Raw genomic sequence first — 16,322 nt, forward strand, 5'->3', positions numbered from 1 at the left:
AAAATTTTCAAAATTATATATTGAGGCATCTTGTTATGCCGTAGGGTGAGCGCAATGGCGACTCACTAAATACCCTTTTTAAGAAAATGTTGGGTTACATCCTGCGCTATGTTCTTGATTGTTATTACGATACTAGGAGCTGGGATATTGACGATCTCAAAAAGCAGGGTATACACAACTTAATAATCCGATTGATAACATAGGATGTTAACGATCTCAAAAGGTAGGTTATATACAACATCTTATTTGCCCATTTAGTGTAGGTCGCGGATGTTGACGATTTAAAAAATATAGGGTATAGATAATCACCATAAATTTAGGCAAACTTTTCGTTGAGGATGTTAATGATATAAAATAAAGGGTATATACAACTGGACCGCGTAACGACATTATCTTCCATTCAATACCAATAAGTTTTATAACCAGATAACAATTTACACTTACCCTGCTTCGGTTTCCATAAAATCCGTCAAATTCCGCCGGAGCTGCGGTAAGTGATTTTCGCTTTAACCAAGAAAGGACGAATTATGAAACTAATTTTACGAAAACAAGAGACCATACGCGCATTGGAAAACCTCCGCCAAGGGGAAGAAAGGGGGCTTAAATTCTTCTACCAAAAATTCTATAAACATTTCCTTTTTCGTGCACACCGCGCAACAGATGACGAATGTACAGGCGAAAGTATTGCCCAAGAGGCCTTTCTACGCCTTTGGCTGTTCCGAGAAAATGTACATTCCGAAACTGAAATCTTCGACTTTCTGAAAGTTCAGGTGAAAACCGCGGTTCAAGCTTTTTACAAAAAATCAAAAAATAAATTTCAGCGAAGCTTACTGCGGCTCGATAGCATAGAGGATTATCAGGAGTTTATGCTGGGCTATGAACTGGAAGAGGAAAACGAAGACGATGTGCTCTATATCGAACAACTGGAATTGGAAAAGAAAAAGAGAATGGATCAGCTTAATGCTATTCTTCCAAACCTCAACCGCGATCAACAACTCTTTATTCGTCTCTGCCTCAAATATAGTTTTAACTATGAACGTATCGCGTACTATATGGGAAACATATCAGATTATGAGGTTAGTCTACAAATTGAAAATGCAATCGAATACCTACGTGCCATCGTTCATAGTGAAGAGAAAATGCAGCTTGTAGCCAAGCCGGTCGAATTTAAGTTAAATGGTGAAATGACCGAAGAGGAAGCTGAAGTATTTCGCATGCGCTACGAATTGCAATATTCCTTCGACAAAATTTCGGAAGCATTGCAGCTGGATGGGGGACAGGTAAGGACGTTGTTTATTAATGCGCACGCAAAAATTAAATCAAAAAAAATAGCATAAAAAAATAAAAGCAATATGGCAGCTGATACAATGGTGTTGACCCGGAAAATACAGGTGTTCGTGGATTGTGACGATAAAGAAAAACGGTCGGAATATTTTAAAAAACTCTTTGAATGGCAGGATCTCGTATTCCGTGCCGCTAATATGGTCATCACCCACCAATATGTGCAGGAAAATCTGAAAGACCTGATTTATTTGCAAGATGATGTTAAAATTAAACTGGCCGATAAGGCAAAGGATCCCGAAGGTGTATTGAATACTTCACGCATGAACACTACTTACCGCGTGCTATCTAATTATTTTAAGGGACGAATTCCTACGGATATTCTATCACAAATAAACACGGCTTTAATCAAATATTTTCAGGCAGATCGTCTCTCCTATTGGAAGGGTGAAAAATCACTTCGCAATTACAAAAAGGATATGCCCATTCCCTTTCCTGGAAGACGAATTAACTTGAGTAAAGATGAGAATGCTAGAGATTTTAAATTCACATTATTCAAAATACCGTTTCGCACCTACCTCGGTAAAGACCGGTCGGATAAACGAGTGCTGCTACAACGTGCATTGGTCGGACAAATCAAAGTCTGTAGTAGCGCAATCAAAATCGTCAAAGGTAAAATCTTTCTGCTGTTGGCCCTCGAGCTCCCAAAGAAAATCCAAGAATTGAAAGATAACATTATCGCCGAAGCGTCGCTTTCAATCGAATATCCCATAGCAGTCACCATCGGAAAGGAGTCCTTTCAGATCGGTAATAAAGAAGAGTTTACTTACCGACGTATGGCCATCCAAGCAGCACGGCATCGCTTGCAAAAAGCTGCAGCATTTGATAAAGGTGGGCGTGGTCGTAAGCGAAAAATGAAAAGCTTGAAGCACTTCAACGAAAAGGAGAAAAATTATGTAGACACCAAACTCCATCTCTATAGCCGCCGGTTAATTGAACTTTGTGTGAAAGCACAGGCAGGTACACTCTTGTTGGTCAACCAATCCAATAAGGAGGAAATTGCCAAAGGCGATAAATTTCTGTTGCGCAACTGGAGCTACTACGGTCTTATTGAAAAAATTAAATACAAAGCTAAAATGGTCGGGATCAAGATTATTATCGAGTAGATCAATCCAATTTTTTCCCTTTATAAAACTTGCTCCATGCATCCCCGGCATAGCCGTTATCCAAATATTCAAAGGTGGAAGCGCTCGCCCCCTTCAACTCCTGGCCGCGATAGAAAACCGTCCAGGAGTCTTTTGCATACCCTCCCCCAAGTGCTTTAAAGGTGGATGCCGAAGCGCCGTTAACTTTTATTCCCTGATAATAGACTGCCCAGGGGTCTACGGCATAGCCATTTCCGATTGATTTGAAAGAGTTGGGGCTGCCGCCCTCGACTTTAATTCCACGGTAAAAAAGATTCCAGGCGTCTTTGGCATAGCCATCATCAAGGTATTCAAACGTTGAAGCAGAAGCCCCTTCCACTTTCTGATTTTTATAAAAAACAGACCAATTGTCCTTGGAATATTGACCACCAAGAGGCTGTGTGGTAGGACCAGCAAATCTCTCGTTCTTTTCGCCCCTATAATAGCTGTTCCAATGATCTTTCGCATACCCCCGACCGAGATTTTCAAAGCTCGAAGCGTTTGCCCCATTAATTTCCTTGCCTAAATAGTAGACTTTCCACGTATCTTTGCTGTAACCATTTCCCAGTGTCTTAAAGGTGGAAGTTGTTGCGTCCAACAATGGCTTGCCATAAAAATAAACTCTCCAAGCATCACTAGCATAACCGTCGCCAAGAAATTGGAAAGTAGATGGGCTGGCATCAGTTAGAATTGACCCCCGAAAATAGACTTTCCAGGTGTCTTTTGCATAACCATCACCTAAAAACTGAAAAGAACCGGCATTGGCATTGACAATTTCTTTACCACGATAGTAAATACGACCGCCAATTTTGGCATAGCCGTCTCCCAACTGGTCTTGATGGATATAGGCACTGCTATTTTCGTATTTGCTATTATCAACATAGACATCGCTGGCAGAGCCAAGCAGAAGAAGGGCGAGCATGGTTTTGAAGGAAATAGCTAGTATCATATCGCGTTTGGACTAAAATAGAAGAATTCTTGTTTGTGTACGTGTTAATGAGACCGCAATATAAGGTAAAAGTTTAGTTGTCGATTGATTTTTTGCAGATAATACGCAGTGTTTTTTCCTGCGTTCTTTGGTATTTCTTTGCCTATTCTTTGGTACTTCTTCGCTCCTGCTAGGAGATTGGCTTGGCATTGGTTTGCTCTTTCTCTGCTTATTCCTTGCAGTTTCTTTGCCGTTTCTCTGCTGTTTCTTTGCCGTTTCTCTGCCGTTTCTCTGCTGTTTCTTTGCCGTTTCTCTGCTGTTTGATTGGTGTTTTTTCGCTGTTTCTCTGCTAAAATGGTAACTAAATAGCAACCAGTCGGCAAAGAATAGGCAAACAAGGGGGCTAGTAAGCCCCTAGGATACCTTAAGCGAATACGACCAATCACCCTAGAGAAGGCAAATGCGATCGCAAAAATGCGGTCTATGGGATACAAGGTTGAATAGGTAACACTTATTTTGTTTGCTGCAAATGTATTTCAGGAAAGGAGTAGGTTGAATCCTGTATGGTGGTAAAAAGGGAATAATCGGTGTAATCCGGAACGGCTATCCTTAGAAGATAGCTCCCCTTTTTTAACACCTTGATCTTAAATTCGCCATTGCTATTCCTAACGGTATCCCGACCTAATAAGGCCAAGGGCTCCCTTTCCGTATTGGATACAAAGGTTTCAATTATGAAATAACCAACCGGATTGTACTGGTGGTCAACTAAACGGCCAGTAATACGGTATGCGGGGTTAGTAAGTAGCCCATAAAGTGAACAACAGAATAGTAGTGCTTTTAGCATATTTTTTCAAGTGTGATGCTCGATAACATAAACGTATCCAGCTGATGAATCTTAAAACGGTGACCGTCATCTGATGAATGCAACGACGATCTATGCAAAGATAGCCCCGCTTTGTCAATGGATAGCTATCACAAGTTTATGAAAAACTATCATTTTGCATGTTCTGCTTATAGGCGGAAGGAGATATGCCCGTTAGTTTTTTAAAAAATCTGGAAAGATTATTAGGATCGCTGAAATGAAGTTCAACGGCAATTTGGGCGATAGACTGCTCGTCCAGGAGAAGCCGCTGTTTGATTTCTTGAACTTTTCGGCGTTGGATTAGGTGGATTGGACTGTGGCCCGTATAAGCTTTAATTTGACGATTCAGCTCATTGCGATGTATTTTCAGTAAGTCCGCGTATTGATTGCAGTTCAGGTTGGAGTTGACATGCTCTTCCATGAGCATTTTAAATCGCGTCAGCAAATTATTGTTCGAGCCTTCATTGGCTATATGGTGAAATGCGCGAAATAGCCGATCCAGCCGCAGTAAAATACTGGCAAGGAATGCGCGAATCATATTGGGACTGTCGGATCGAAATGTTCCGATTTCAAAAACGATTTCGGACAGCAGGATTTTAAATACTTCAAAATCAGGGGCCGATGCGACAATATAGGGTGCAAATGAATAGTTGTAAAAATAGGGGAGTTTGTATACAAGTGTCTTATCCTGAAAGAACGATTCCAAAAACTCAGGTTTGAAGATTAAATGAAATCCTTTAACGCTATTTTTATCAAATTCATATTGCTTGATCTGGTTCGGAAAAGCGAATAAAATGGTTCCTGGACATAAATCAATACGTTTTTCATTGGTATAGGCCACCCCGCTTCCCTGTTCGAAAAACATGATTTCAAAAAAGTTAATGGTGTGTGGTTCGGCTTCAAAAATCAGGTCGGTATTGTCCTCAAAACGATGGGCATCCATCGCTAAGGGAAAGCCGTATTTACTGTTTTCAAAATCAAAATATCGCATGCTCATGTCTTCAACTAAATTGCAACTGTTTAAGCGATCAGGCTGCTGTGGATAAAGATAACAGTTTTCATGAAATTGTCGACCAGGAGGAAAAAGGAGTTTGCGCTGTCAGATCTTTGTCAAGACGCACGGTAAAATTCGGAATATTTGGTCAAGTCGTATTTTTTTTATATATTGCTGGTTATGAGTTTTAAAGAAAAATTAGAGAACTGGCGCACGTCAATCAATCGCGCCGGTAGTGGTGAGGAATTGTATATTTTGCTTTTGAACTACAAAAAGTTTATCAATAAAAATTGGATGGACGATTTTGGCGATCCGGGCAACTGGAAATCGGAATTAAATCAGGTCATCAGCAAAGTAAGAAAGAAAGTGGATGTGGCAGAAATTCAAAATTGCGACGATCTCTCGTCCTACAAAGACGACGCTCGGCAAACAGCCCATTCGCTCAATCATACATTAAGATATCACCACTCATTGACAAAAGAGTAGGCTAGGCCTACTCTTTTTTTGTTTATAGGGCTTTACTGTAAAGGAATCAGGACATTCTGTTCCAAGCGTACAGGTACCTGCTTCACCGAGGTAAAACCGTCTTCCTTGGAAATGATGTTGGAAAGATCAAGCCCCCTTTTCGAGAACGTACTGATCAAAGCTGTCCTGAAGGTAGCTTTCGATGATCCCCAGCCTTGTCCTAAAATGGTGTCGTTGTTGAGCTGAATCAGTTCATCTGTTGAGTAATAACTGAATTTTTCCAGTAAGTGTTGGTAAAGATTTGTTGTAGTAGCCATACAATTTAAAAATTTAAAGGATTAAACCATAAACTGTATCCAGATCTTGTTGGGAAAATAATCGTTCTGCGACGTTTATTTTGGTCGAAACCCGTATTAATTTACCACCGCGGTGCCTCCACTCGGTTGGTATTGCATCATGCAATTCTGAATACTCTACAAATATAGTAGATTATTTTTTATAATGAAAATTTTTTTTGTTTTTAAGGTTAAATGGGCGTTAGCTACAGAAATAGGGAGGTCAAAGCGAGGCGGGGTGTTGGCTGTGATTTGGTTATAAAGCGGTTAGCTGGATGGGAAATTTATCATGTTACTGTAATCTCATCGAAAATACTTTAAAAAGCAGAGATAACACAATACTTTTGCGCCATGAATAGAATTGCGGAAATTAACGAATACATTGCTGCTGAACGCGAAGTATTATTGCAACACCCTTTATACCGTAAAGTCAAAACGATCAAAAATTTACGTTCTTTTACCGAAGGGCATGTGTATGCTGTATGGGATTTTATGTCTTTATTAAAAGCTTTACAGATCAAATTAACCTGTACCACACTTCCATGGTTCGCCAGTGAACATCCTTCAACGCGCTATTTGATTAATGAAATTGTATTGGCAGAGGAGTCGGATGAATATATCGATGGACGCCGATTAAGCCATTTTGAGATGTATCTCGACGCCATGTCCGCTATGGGAGCCGACCTCCATTTGATCAATAAGTTTATTGCCAACGCCAAAAAATCGGATAATATATTCGATGCTATAGCAATGACAACATTGGATAAGCGAATCAAAGATTTTCTGAATTTTACATTTGAAGTGATTGCCGAGGGCCAGGTGCATAAAATTGCGGCGGCGTTTACCTTTGGACGTGAAGACCTCATCCCCGGAATGTTCACCTCTATTTTAGAAGAGATTAAAGCAAATTTCCCTACAGCCAATTTAGACAGTTTTATTTATTATTTTCAACGGCATATTGATCTAGATGGCGACGAACACGGACCATTGGCGATGCAGATGATAACAGATCTTGCGAAGGACGATGAGGTTAAATGGACGGAAATGAAGGAGATTAGTAAAGTTGCGCTGCAAAAAAGAATTCAACTGTGGAATGCTATAGAAGATTCCTTATACGGATAATACGTTAAGCAGATCTTTGAGAATGGCCTTTCAGATCATGATCTGAAAGGCCGTTCTATGTAGATTATAACAAGTCTTTATTTATCCGTTATCTTGTAAGATCGCGCACGAACTGTTTATTGAAATCGCATTCTTTCGAAAGCCAGTCGATCACTTCAAAAAGTCTGGCGATTGATAGGCTGGATTGGGATAGGTATAAAACCCTTCCCCGGTAGCGACGCCTAATTTGTTCTTGTCTATAAAATGTTCTTTGAGATAGGCTACAGTTTTTATCTTTATGGGATCATTGGTTGCCTCGGCACTCATTTTGTTAATATTATAGGCTGTTGTGATGCCAACGATATCGAGTATGCCAAAGGGGCCTGTTGGCGCTCCCGTGGCAACCATCCAAGTCTTGTCGATCGTTTGGGCATCGGCTACTTCGTTGACCAAAAGATCCGTTGCTGCCGAAAGTAATGGGACAAGTAAGGAGTTTACAATATAGCCAGGCTGCTCCTTATGCAGCGGTAGGGCAACCATGCCAATGGATTTTGCAAAGTTTACAACCTGCTCAAATACCGTTTTGTCTGTACCCGGATGGCCCATAATTTCTGCTGTATTGTGCTTCCAGATTTCATTGGCAAAATGTAGCGCCAGGAACTTCTCTGGACGGCCAGTTTCTTGGGCAAACTGACTTGGTAGTAGGGTGGAGGAGTTTGTCGCAAAAATGGTTTTCTCTGGAGCGACTTTCGCTAACTCCTGATAGAAACCAATTTTAATGGCAGGGTTTTCGGGAACAGCTTCGATCAGAAAATCTGCGTTTGCTACTGCCGAAGCTAGGTTTGAATCATAACTGAGTCTGTCGAAGGTTGAAGCCAGTTGTTCCTGACTGGCATGAAGATCTTTCTCAAATGCCTGCGCCATAAGATCAAATTTAGCTTTTGCTTTTTCAAGTACCTCATCGTTGATGTCATATACGGTAACATCATAGCCATGAAAAGCAGTTTGGAAAGCGATCTGATAACCTAAAACACCGCTTCCTGCAATTGTTATATTTTTAAAGTCCATCTTATTATTATTATTATTATTATTATTTAAAATCATTGCTGTTCTTTTCTGATTTTTATCCTTATCCTTTGATTCCCTTTAACCAATCTTTGAATTTGCTGATCTGCTCTGTGAGAAAGGATTCATGCTCTTCCTCGTCCGCGGAACCAAGTGGCAGGATATGTTCAAAGTAAGTTCCTTTCAATAGTTTACGCAGTAAACCTTCTCCTATAAACGGTTTGTCGTCATTTAACGTTTTGGCCGCTTTTAAGAGATGACGGATGTCGTATTGAAGGGGATTGATATCTGGAACCTGTTTATTTAAGTTTAAAAGTTCATATACGGCAATCCGAGCTGTGCGTACTGAGCTTTCCATGGTAAAAACCACATCGTTATTAGTTTCGACAAACTGACCGACCAAGCCAAGATTTTTGCAGCCCTCAGGGACAACTCTTGGACGGTCACCCTTTGCTCTAGGCATAAACATAGACGTAATGTAAGGCATAAACGCCGTACGTACAATGGTATTTGTGATAACATTCTCCAGTTGATCAATGATGCCTAGATGGTGGCATAACTCGGCTAGAATTTCATCTCCGGTACATTCGGGCATGGGCTTTTTGATGTAATTTCCTTCTTTATCCATAAATAAGGCATATACCCATAAGACAAGAACATCATCCGGTTGTCCAGGGAAATGTGGCTGTCTATTACAGGTGAAACTCATCAACCAATCGGAATCGGTAATGGTGATGATACCGCCAGTAACTGTTTTACCCGAATAGGGGTCATTGACCGCATATGCTTTGAGTTTTTCAACCAAAGCCGAAGGCTTACAAGTCAGTGTTGCAGACTCCCATGCTGATTTTTCGATGTTACTGCAGAACTTTTCGGGTTTACCAAATATGGCTGACTTGGCGGCGAGGTTTTTCCAGAGCTTCCAGCCCGCGCTTTGACCGCTGCTGCTGTTGTCGATACCGATAATCGGCGCGTTTTTATTGTCCCCGTAGAAGGTATCTTCTGTCATTGATCCAGTTGTCACAATGACGAAATCGTCTTTCCCGATTGGAATTTTTACTTCTTTGCCATCTTGTTCTGTAATTAGGGCCTCCACAACTTTTCCATCAGTATTGCTTTGGATGTCCAGATCTTTGACCAATACATTGAACTGAATGTTTACGCCTTTGCTTTGGAGTACTTTACGCAAAGGGGTCACAAAAGTGTCGTATTGGTTGTATTTTGGGAATACAAGCGACGAAAGGTCGTTCAATCCATCTATTGCATGCAAAAAGCGGTGCATGTACAATTTCAGCTCAAGTAAACTATGCCAGTTTTCGAAAGCGAACATGGTACGCCAGAAGGTCCAGAAATTGCTGGATAAAAATGATTCGCTGAAGTAGTCTTCGATGGTTAAGTCATCTAGATCTTCTTTATTTTTAAGGAGCAATCGAATGATGGCCAGCTGATCCATTTTGCCCAGTCCAAACTTGCTGAAGTCTTTTATTTCGCCCAGTTTATGAATGAGACGGGCTTTCGAGTAATTGGAATCATTATCATTGATCAAACGGTACTCGTCCAACACACTGTAAGGGGCAGGCATCTCCAATGCAGGGATATCCTGAAACATATCCCAAAGATTTTCGTAGGTCATATCCATTTCCCTGCCACCGCGGATGATATAACCATCGGTAGCATTACCCGCCCCATCTAACGAGCCACCTTCCACATGGAGCTGTTCGAGAAATGTGATGTTCTCCGCAGGAACATGTCCATCGCGGATAAAATAATAAGCAGCAGACATCCCTGCTATACCACTTCCGACGATGTAGATTTTACTGTCTTTATATGATTTTGGAGGAATGCCTTTATTGCGCTGATAATTACCGATCTGATCAGAAAAAGGCATCGATTTCTTTGGTGTATTACGTTGTTGTTCTTTGCTTGAATCAGGTTCATGATTTACATTTCCATATTCAGCAGATGCATTTAATACTTTGTCGAATTTTGAGGTGATTTCTTTCATGATTCTTATGTTTTTTAATCCTTGACTAAAGTTACTAAGACAACCTTAATCATTTGTGCCCTCAAATTCGCTATTGTTCTACCGAATTTCCGCTATCTACATATTTTGTCGCTTTCTGTACTCTGATGGCGATAAAGTGGCGTATTTTTTGAAAAAACGACCAAATGCTGAGATAGAATTAAATCCGATTTCATAAGAAATTTCTGAGATAGTCTTTTCGGGATTTCCGAGCAGCACATAGGCTTCTTTAAGTACATGCTCATCAATAATTTCATGTGGTGTTTTACCTGATGCTCTTTTAACAACCTGAATGAGGTATTTGTTTGAAATAAATAACTGGTCGGCGTAATATTGTACGTCTTTGTATTGGTTGCTATGTCGTTGTACCAGATCTGTAAACTTATAGAACAAGTTGTTGGTCTCCTGTACACTCTCCATTGGATCTTGGTCTTTAGATGCCAGTTCGTCGGCAATTTCTAACAGGAGATTGAAAATAACCGTGCGGATGATATCTGCTGTAAAATGCGTTGTTCTTAAAGAAACTTCTTTGAGGTAGTCTATTAAGTTGATTAATTTGTCAATGAGATTATCTTTAGCACTGACTATGGTAAAAGTCGAGTTCTTAAAAAATCCCAGTTGCTCAATAAAAAATGGATTGACAATATGTTTGAGAAGAAATGCTTTGTCAAAGAAGATCAGCTTCATTCTAAAGTTGGCACTGACTTGTGAGAATTTGATAATTGTTGTCGGTGCCGATACGAGAATCCTATTTTTTGAAAAATGGTATTCCTGATTATCGATTTCAATCGTGATATCTCCTGCGGTACAGATACAGATCGCATAGAAGTCGATACGAAAAGCATTGCTTGGGTATTCAAAAATGGGATTACCGGAAGAAATGTAATAGGGGCGGTGGCAATTTACGCCAAAGAATGATAAGGTATCTTGAAGACTTTCGTGTGTGTAACAGTTTTTCTTCACCTTAAGCTTCATGGATTTTTTGTTTGACTCGGACATGGGCTGAGAAGATTATTTCTAATAAACAAATGGGCTTTGCTTATTCGGATACTGTTCGTTTAAGGATAAGCTTCTCGGTCGCTAAAGCATCCTCTAACCCAACGAAGAAACTTTTGAATCCGAACTTGTTCAGTAGTCGTTTCGATGCGGTGTTATCGGGATCAATAATACCGATCACATCTTTATCTGGATTTAATGTTGTGGCAAGGGCAAGCATCGACTCGCAAATCTGTGTTCCCAGCCCCTTCCCCCAATGTTCTTTGCGGAGCAAATAACCAATTTCGAATACACTTGGATCTTTTTTGTAATTAACAAGCTTACAGTCGCCCAAAAGCTTTAGCGTATCCGCTTCGATTACTTTAAAATAACCTAAATCAGGATCCTGGTTGATTTCTAGAATCGAATCGAATTTTTTCCGGGCCTGTTCTTTGGGCAATCCTTTACCGGTAATGTATTTCATGACATCATCCGATTTAACCAAGTCGTGGAAAGCGTCAAAATCTTCCGGGAGATATTTTTTGAATAGAATTGTATTATACATGGCCAATGCGTTTACTTACAAGATAAGGTTGTTTTCTCTGAAATCAAATTATCGGAACCTAAATCATCATCTTTCTGTCTTATTAAGCTTTTTTTATGGATTCAGTTCTGCAATTGAGTTAAATTGCCTTTCTGTAAAGCGGAAGGGAAGCTTTTATAAGAATGCTATCCCGTAGCGATATGGTGTAAATAAGAATTTTTAGAGGGAGATAATAGGTATGGAAATAAGAGCGGCAAGTGAAGCCGACTATGTGGCAATCCTGCACATTTGGGAAAATTCGGTTCGGGCAACACATGATTTTTTGAAGGAGGAGGATCTTCAGTTATACAAGAGATTGATCCCAACCGAATATTTACCACAGTTAAAAGTATATGTCATCGATGACGATGGACAGCCTGCCGCTTTTTTCGCTGTCTCTGATGATAATCTGGAAATGTTATTTGTGGATTCAGCCTACAGGGGGAAAGGTTTTGGGACTGTGGCACTGCAGCATGTACTCGATAAGCTGGAGGTGTATAAAGTTGATGTCAATGAGCAAAATCAGCAGGCTGTTAATTTTTATCTGAAAAAAGGATATCAGCTTATGGGGCGCTCAGCTGTAGATGGTATGGGCAAACCCTACCCGATCTTGCATTTACATCACGAGAGCACTATCAATGGATCGAAATAATTTTAAAATGAAATAACTTATGATACAAGGTTTATACGAAACGCATATTCAGGTGCGTGATTTAGCTAAATCTGTCGCATTTTATACAGAGGTATTGGGATTACGTGTGGCACATCGCGATCCGACACGTCCCATTGTTTTTTTATGGATTGGATCCGGGAAAGAATATATGTTGGGGTTGTGGCAGGAAGAAACAAACTTTCAACCGAGACATTTTGCTTTTAGAGCGGATAAAGAAGATATCTTAAACTATGCCGTGGACTATCTGAAAACTCGTGACCTGACACCCTATAATTTTTTAAAAGATGGGATCGAAGCACCGATGGTCTTTGCATGGATGCCGGCATTGGCCATTTACTTTAATGATCCGGATGGCAACCAATTGGAGTTTATCGCAGTTTTGGAAGGGGAAGGTAGGCCCGAACTAGGCGTGCTGTCTTACGCGGATTGGATCGATCGTACAACACAATAAGTCGCTTTTTCGCGACTTATTGTGTTGAATCCCATTCTTGGGCAAGGATAGCAAAGACCACATCATCTTCCCATTGACCGTTATGGAAATAGCTTTTTACAAAATGAGCTTCCTTTCGGAATCCCAAGCTTGTTAAAAGCTGCATGGATGCCTTATTTTCTTGGGCTACCGAGGCCGTGATCCGATGTTTATGATACTGACGGAACAGGGCCTCCATAACTGTTTTCAGTCCTTCTTTGGCATACCCCTGTTGCTGGAATTCTTTTTTTATGGTACAGCCCAATTCCACCTGTAGATGTTCAGCACCGAAGAAATGTACAGCAATATAACCGATTACAGTATTTGCACTTTTGTCGGTCATAACAAGCTGAAACCACGACTCTGGAAGATTGAATGTACCCGGATTTTTTGCAATAAATGCATCGACTTCTACCAAGGATTCTGGAATCCAGCCCTGGTATTTAATGGTTTCTGTTAGCTGACTGCGGTCTGCTGATATAATTTGACGATTTCTTCAATGACCAGATCCGCTTCGTCATAAAAAACATGATGCTCCGCATGTTGAGCCAAAAGATAACGTCTATTATTTTTTTGATCGGCAAATTTTTTAAGGGCAGCTACAAATAAACTCCGGTCGGGTTCTTCAAAAGGTGATTTTCCTGAGCCAATCACAGTCATAGGGACATTGATTTTTCCTGCAACCTCATGTAAAACAGCCGTTGACGCTTCGTAGTTTAAAACGAGATGATAGAATCCTAAGCTTTCTTTTTTGATGTTATCAAGCTCACCAGCATATTCTCTCTTCAAAGATTTGGATCGCTCCATAGTCATGAAATAAGGGGAGACAATATCGATCATTACTGTGCCAACAACCTGACCGGGATTGGTCGTTATAAATTTCATCGTATAGTTACCACCGAAGGAGTGTGCAACAAAAAAGTACCGATCACGATAGCCCAATTGCTGCAAGGCAGTTTTAAGGTCCTTTACTTCATTTGGCAAGCTAACGTTAACGGTGTCTATTTCACTTTTTCCAAAGCCAGCCCGGTCATAAGTAATTAACGGTGCGCCCAATTTCCTGGACAGGGGTTCCAATAGCTTTCTCCAAACGGAACCATCATTTCCACCGCCAGATTCGAAGACAATGGGGATACCCTTTCCCTCCATTAAAGCAAAATGAAGACTATGGTTGCCTACATTGATCATGGTATCCCTTAGCTGTGCTTTTACGGCCAACCCGGAGAGTGTTAGTAGGAGGAAAACGGATAAAAGGAGATTATATTTTAGCCCGTACATCGTTCATTTTAAGTGTCATGCTTGTCGCTTCTGTTTCGATCCATCTTGTATATTCCTCAATAGCCTGCAAGCGAAGTTGGTCGGAGATATACCCTTCCGTCACCATTTGTCGCGACTGGGCGACTTTGTTCCAGATGGCCAGATTGGTATCAAAGTTAGCTTCTCCTTTTTTGTAGGTCTGATCGGCATGGATAACCTGAACCGAATGGAAACCTGCTTCCTGGAGCAGTGCAGCGACCTCATCAGTAACACGATTGTTCAGCCCTGCATCTGCTCTCCATTGCAGAAAAGTATGGTAAAATGTGAGCATGCTTTCTGGAGGGGCGGGGTTCCATTCAATAGCGGTGTGATTGTAGTCTAAAATAGAGATTTGTCCGCCAGGTTTTAACCAGGATTTAAATAAGCCCAATGCTCTGGGAATATCACTTAACCATTGCATGGTGCGCGCCGTTATAATCAGGTCGAACGGATGTGGAGGCTGATAATCAAAAATATTGCTGCAGACCAGGTTCAGATTTTTGGTATTGCGGTATAGTTCATTGCCACTATCTATAAAAGACTGTGTATTATCAAGTCCAATTATGGTTCCGTCGCCGATATAGCTTGCTACCTCATTCGTAAGCGTTCCGGTACCACAGCCCACGTCCAAGATTTCCATGCCAGGAGAAAGTAAGGGCATAATCGTTCTATAATCGGATGATAATGTTCTTCTTTCAAATATCTTATTGGCCTGTTGATCTTTTCTGTCGATAAATTTTTCTTTCATTAATCTTGGTTTAGGTTTTTGTAAATATAGCTTTTGCATTCGTTTTAAAAAAGTCGCTATGCATCACTAAAATTCCATGATTTCTAAGCAATAGTAAAAGCACCCTATTATTTACTTGATACCAAAGCTATACCAATACCTACATTAACCGTGATATAACACGAAGACTACGCGGGGATAGCAGGGGGTTAACAGGGATATACCCCTGTTAACCCCCTGCTATCCCCCTGTTAACCCCCTATAAATACCTGGTTAGTTTGCCAGTTGGTATTGTTTTAGTATCAATTGGTGCACAACACAATAGCATCCCTATTAATACAGAAAAATGTCCTTTTAAGAGAGAAATAATCAGATTTTTTTATATTATTTCACTGTATTCTTTAGAATAATTTTTATATTGTTGGACAACGATTCTATAACCGTTATAGTTGCACTAAAATATCCTGATGTTATGCGAAAAGTATTTAAAATGCTCATGCCAATTTATTGTGCTGTTTTTCTTTCAGCCTGTTCTTCTAACTACCTCATGACATTCAACGGCGAGAATGTAAAGAAAGATGAAGACAAAGGAACATTTTCTTTTGATAATGATACGCTACAAATCGATTATTCCTTTGCCGACCGAGATGGTCGAATTTATCTGCGGATAGAAAACAAAATTGATAAGCCGATCTTATGGGATCTTAAAAGTTCGGCCTTGGTTATTAACGGTAAAGCGATAGGCTATTCAGCCGAAAAAGCCGATTTTAACGGAAAGGTGAACGCCTCTGTTTCCAATATAGATACTCGAAATACAACGTTATTCAACGACGCATGGGTTAATGGTTATATTACGGGATCGGTAAGTTTGCCTAAAGATGTGGTACTTATCCCACCACATGCCTATGTGGATGGGCATTATTTTGATTTTAAAAATGATGTTAAAGCCATTGTACGATCATCTCGAAAAGAGAAAGTGTATATGTATGATATGAATGGGGAGAGTTTTGCGGTAAAACTTGCTCGATTTGAAGGTGCTGAATCACCATACAGTTTAAGGAGCTATCTAAGTTATTCTATTTTGGAAGATGGTAAAGCAGTTGCTAAAACTACGGAGCAAAGATTTTATGCTGCCCAGCTTTGGCAGACGGGTGCTGTAGCGCTTAACAATATAATTGAATTATATAATAGGCGTGGGGATGTGGTGGCTGTTAAAGAGAAAAAAGGACAAGGAGCGATGATTGTTGGGGGAGCCTTGGCGCTCACTGCAGTGGCTGCCACAATTGACCCGAAAGAAGGGCAATAGCATCCAGACTTAACCATGAAAGCTAGATTGACCAATAATAAAGGCACTCCGATTT

Annotated in this window: 18 protein-coding genes and 1 riboswitch; of the genes, 7 read left to right on the forward strand and 11 right to left on the reverse strand. The window is 40.4% G+C overall.

Features of this window, described 5'->3' with window-relative positions:
- Positions 1 to 527: 527 nt before the first annotated feature.
- A complete protein-coding gene (locus tag B2107_RS00415; RefSeq protein WP_293952071.1) occupies positions 528 to 1,337 on the forward strand; it encodes an RNA polymerase sigma factor in 810 nt (269 codons plus the stop codon).
- A 15-nt stretch (positions 1,338 to 1,352) separates the two neighbouring features.
- Entirely contained in the window at positions 1,353 to 2,447 is a 1,095-nt protein-coding gene (locus B2107_RS00420; protein ID WP_293952073.1) for a hypothetical protein, read from the forward strand.
- A gap of 1 nt (position 2,448) precedes the next feature.
- On the opposite strand, the gene B2107_RS00425 is transcribed toward B2107_RS00420, so the two are convergent.
- The 3 genes from B2107_RS00425 to B2107_RS00435 form a co-directional block, all read right to left on the reverse strand.
- Complete coding sequence (locus tag B2107_RS00425) at positions 2,449 to 3,414, reverse strand: DKNYY domain-containing protein (RefSeq protein ID WP_293952075.1); 966 nt, start codon at positions 3,412 to 3,414, stop codon at positions 2,449 to 2,451.
- Positions 3,415 to 3,904: 490 nt separating this feature from the next.
- Positions 3,905 to 4,237: a hypothetical protein gene (locus B2107_RS00430; protein WP_293952077.1), complete on the reverse strand. Its 333-nt coding sequence runs from the start codon at positions 4,235 to 4,237 to the stop codon at positions 3,905 to 3,907.
- Between the two features lie 136 nt (positions 4,238 to 4,373).
- Positions 4,374 to 5,246, reverse strand: a complete 873-nt coding sequence (locus tag B2107_RS00435; protein ID WP_293952079.1) for an AraC family transcriptional regulator — start codon at positions 5,244 to 5,246, stop codon at positions 4,374 to 4,376.
- A gap of 183 nt (positions 5,247 to 5,429) precedes the next feature.
- Between B2107_RS00435 and B2107_RS00440 the strand changes: the two genes are divergently transcribed.
- Positions 5,430 to 5,735 (forward strand): hypothetical protein, encoded by a 306-nt coding sequence (locus B2107_RS00440; RefSeq protein ID WP_209577925.1) that lies wholly within the window; start codon positions 5,430 to 5,432, stop codon positions 5,733 to 5,735.
- A gap of 32 nt (positions 5,736 to 5,767) precedes the next feature.
- Here B2107_RS00440 and B2107_RS00445 read toward each other — a convergent pair whose 3' ends face one another.
- A complete protein-coding gene (locus tag B2107_RS00445) occupies positions 5,768 to 6,031 on the reverse strand; it encodes a 5-oxoprolinase (protein ID WP_121125014.1) in 264 nt (87 codons plus the stop codon).
- Positions 6,032 to 6,097: 66 nt separating this feature from the next.
- Positions 6,098 to 6,191, reverse strand: a riboswitch (SAM-I-IV-variant riboswitch).
- Positions 6,192 to 6,400: 209 nt separating this feature from the next.
- Here B2107_RS00445 and B2107_RS00450 point away from each other — a divergent pair.
- Positions 6,401 to 7,171 (forward strand): DUF3050 domain-containing protein, encoded by a 771-nt coding sequence (locus tag B2107_RS00450; protein WP_293952081.1) that lies wholly within the window; start codon positions 6,401 to 6,403, stop codon positions 7,169 to 7,171.
- Between the two features lie 150 nt (positions 7,172 to 7,321).
- Here B2107_RS00450 and B2107_RS00455 read toward each other — a convergent pair whose 3' ends face one another.
- From B2107_RS00455 to B2107_RS00470, 4 genes are all read right to left on the reverse strand, one after another.
- A complete protein-coding gene (locus B2107_RS00455; RefSeq protein WP_293952083.1) occupies positions 7,322 to 8,218 on the reverse strand; it encodes a 3-hydroxyacyl-CoA dehydrogenase in 897 nt (298 codons plus the stop codon).
- A 61-nt stretch (positions 8,219 to 8,279) separates the two neighbouring features.
- The gene (locus B2107_RS00460) at positions 8,280 to 10,220 is read right to left on the reverse strand and encodes an oleate hydratase (protein WP_293952085.1); all 1,941 of its coding nucleotides are present in this window, start codon (positions 10,218 to 10,220) and stop codon (positions 8,280 to 8,282) included.
- 96 nt (positions 10,221 to 10,316) lie between these two features.
- The gene (locus B2107_RS00465; protein WP_293952087.1) at positions 10,317 to 11,237 is read right to left on the reverse strand and encodes a helix-turn-helix domain-containing protein; all 921 of its coding nucleotides are present in this window, start codon (positions 11,235 to 11,237) and stop codon (positions 10,317 to 10,319) included.
- A 40-nt stretch (positions 11,238 to 11,277) separates the two neighbouring features.
- Positions 11,278 to 11,778 carry a GNAT family N-acetyltransferase gene (locus B2107_RS00470; RefSeq protein ID WP_293952088.1) on the reverse strand — a complete coding sequence of 167 codons (501 nt, stop codon included), beginning with the start codon at positions 11,776 to 11,778 and terminating at the stop codon, positions 11,278 to 11,280.
- 217 nt (positions 11,779 to 11,995) lie between these two features.
- Between B2107_RS00470 and B2107_RS00475 the strand changes: the two genes are divergently transcribed.
- Both B2107_RS00475 and B2107_RS00480 read left to right on the forward strand, forming a co-directional pair.
- A complete protein-coding gene (locus tag B2107_RS00475; protein WP_293952090.1) occupies positions 11,996 to 12,448 on the forward strand; it encodes a GNAT family N-acetyltransferase in 453 nt (150 codons plus the stop codon).
- Positions 12,449 to 12,467: 19 nt separating this feature from the next.
- Positions 12,468 to 12,920, forward strand: a complete 453-nt coding sequence (locus tag B2107_RS00480; RefSeq protein ID WP_293952092.1) for a VOC family protein — start codon at positions 12,468 to 12,470, stop codon at positions 12,918 to 12,920.
- 16 nt (positions 12,921 to 12,936) lie between these two features.
- Here B2107_RS00480 and B2107_RS00485 read toward each other — a convergent pair whose 3' ends face one another.
- From B2107_RS00485 to B2107_RS00495, 3 genes are read right to left on the reverse strand one after another with little or no spacing between them, the layout of a single operon-like run.
- Entirely contained in the window at positions 12,937 to 13,422 is a 486-nt protein-coding gene (locus tag B2107_RS00485; protein WP_349682258.1) for a GNAT family protein, read from the reverse strand.
- The gene (locus tag B2107_RS00490; RefSeq protein WP_293952094.1) at positions 13,395 to 14,216 is read right to left on the reverse strand and encodes an alpha/beta fold hydrolase; all 822 of its coding nucleotides are present in this window, start codon (positions 14,214 to 14,216) and stop codon (positions 13,395 to 13,397) included. Before B2107_RS00490 ends, B2107_RS00485 begins: the two co-directional genes overlap by 28 nt.
- Positions 14,197 to 14,982 (reverse strand): class I SAM-dependent methyltransferase, encoded by a 786-nt coding sequence (locus tag B2107_RS00495; RefSeq protein ID WP_293952095.1) that lies wholly within the window; start codon positions 14,980 to 14,982, stop codon positions 14,197 to 14,199. The genes B2107_RS00490 and B2107_RS00495 overlap by 20 nt, the downstream gene beginning before the upstream one ends.
- 451 nt (positions 14,983 to 15,433) lie before the next feature.
- Between B2107_RS00495 and B2107_RS00500 the strand changes: the two genes are divergently transcribed.
- Positions 15,434 to 16,267 (forward strand): hypothetical protein, encoded by an 834-nt coding sequence (locus B2107_RS00500; protein ID WP_293952097.1) that lies wholly within the window; start codon positions 15,434 to 15,436, stop codon positions 16,265 to 16,267.
- The last annotated feature ends 55 nt before the right edge of the window (positions 16,268 to 16,322 follow it).

Source organism: Sphingobacterium sp. UBA7855, from assembly GCA_002500745.1.
GTDB lineage: Bacteria > Bacteroidota > Bacteroidia > Sphingobacteriales > Sphingobacteriaceae > Sphingobacterium.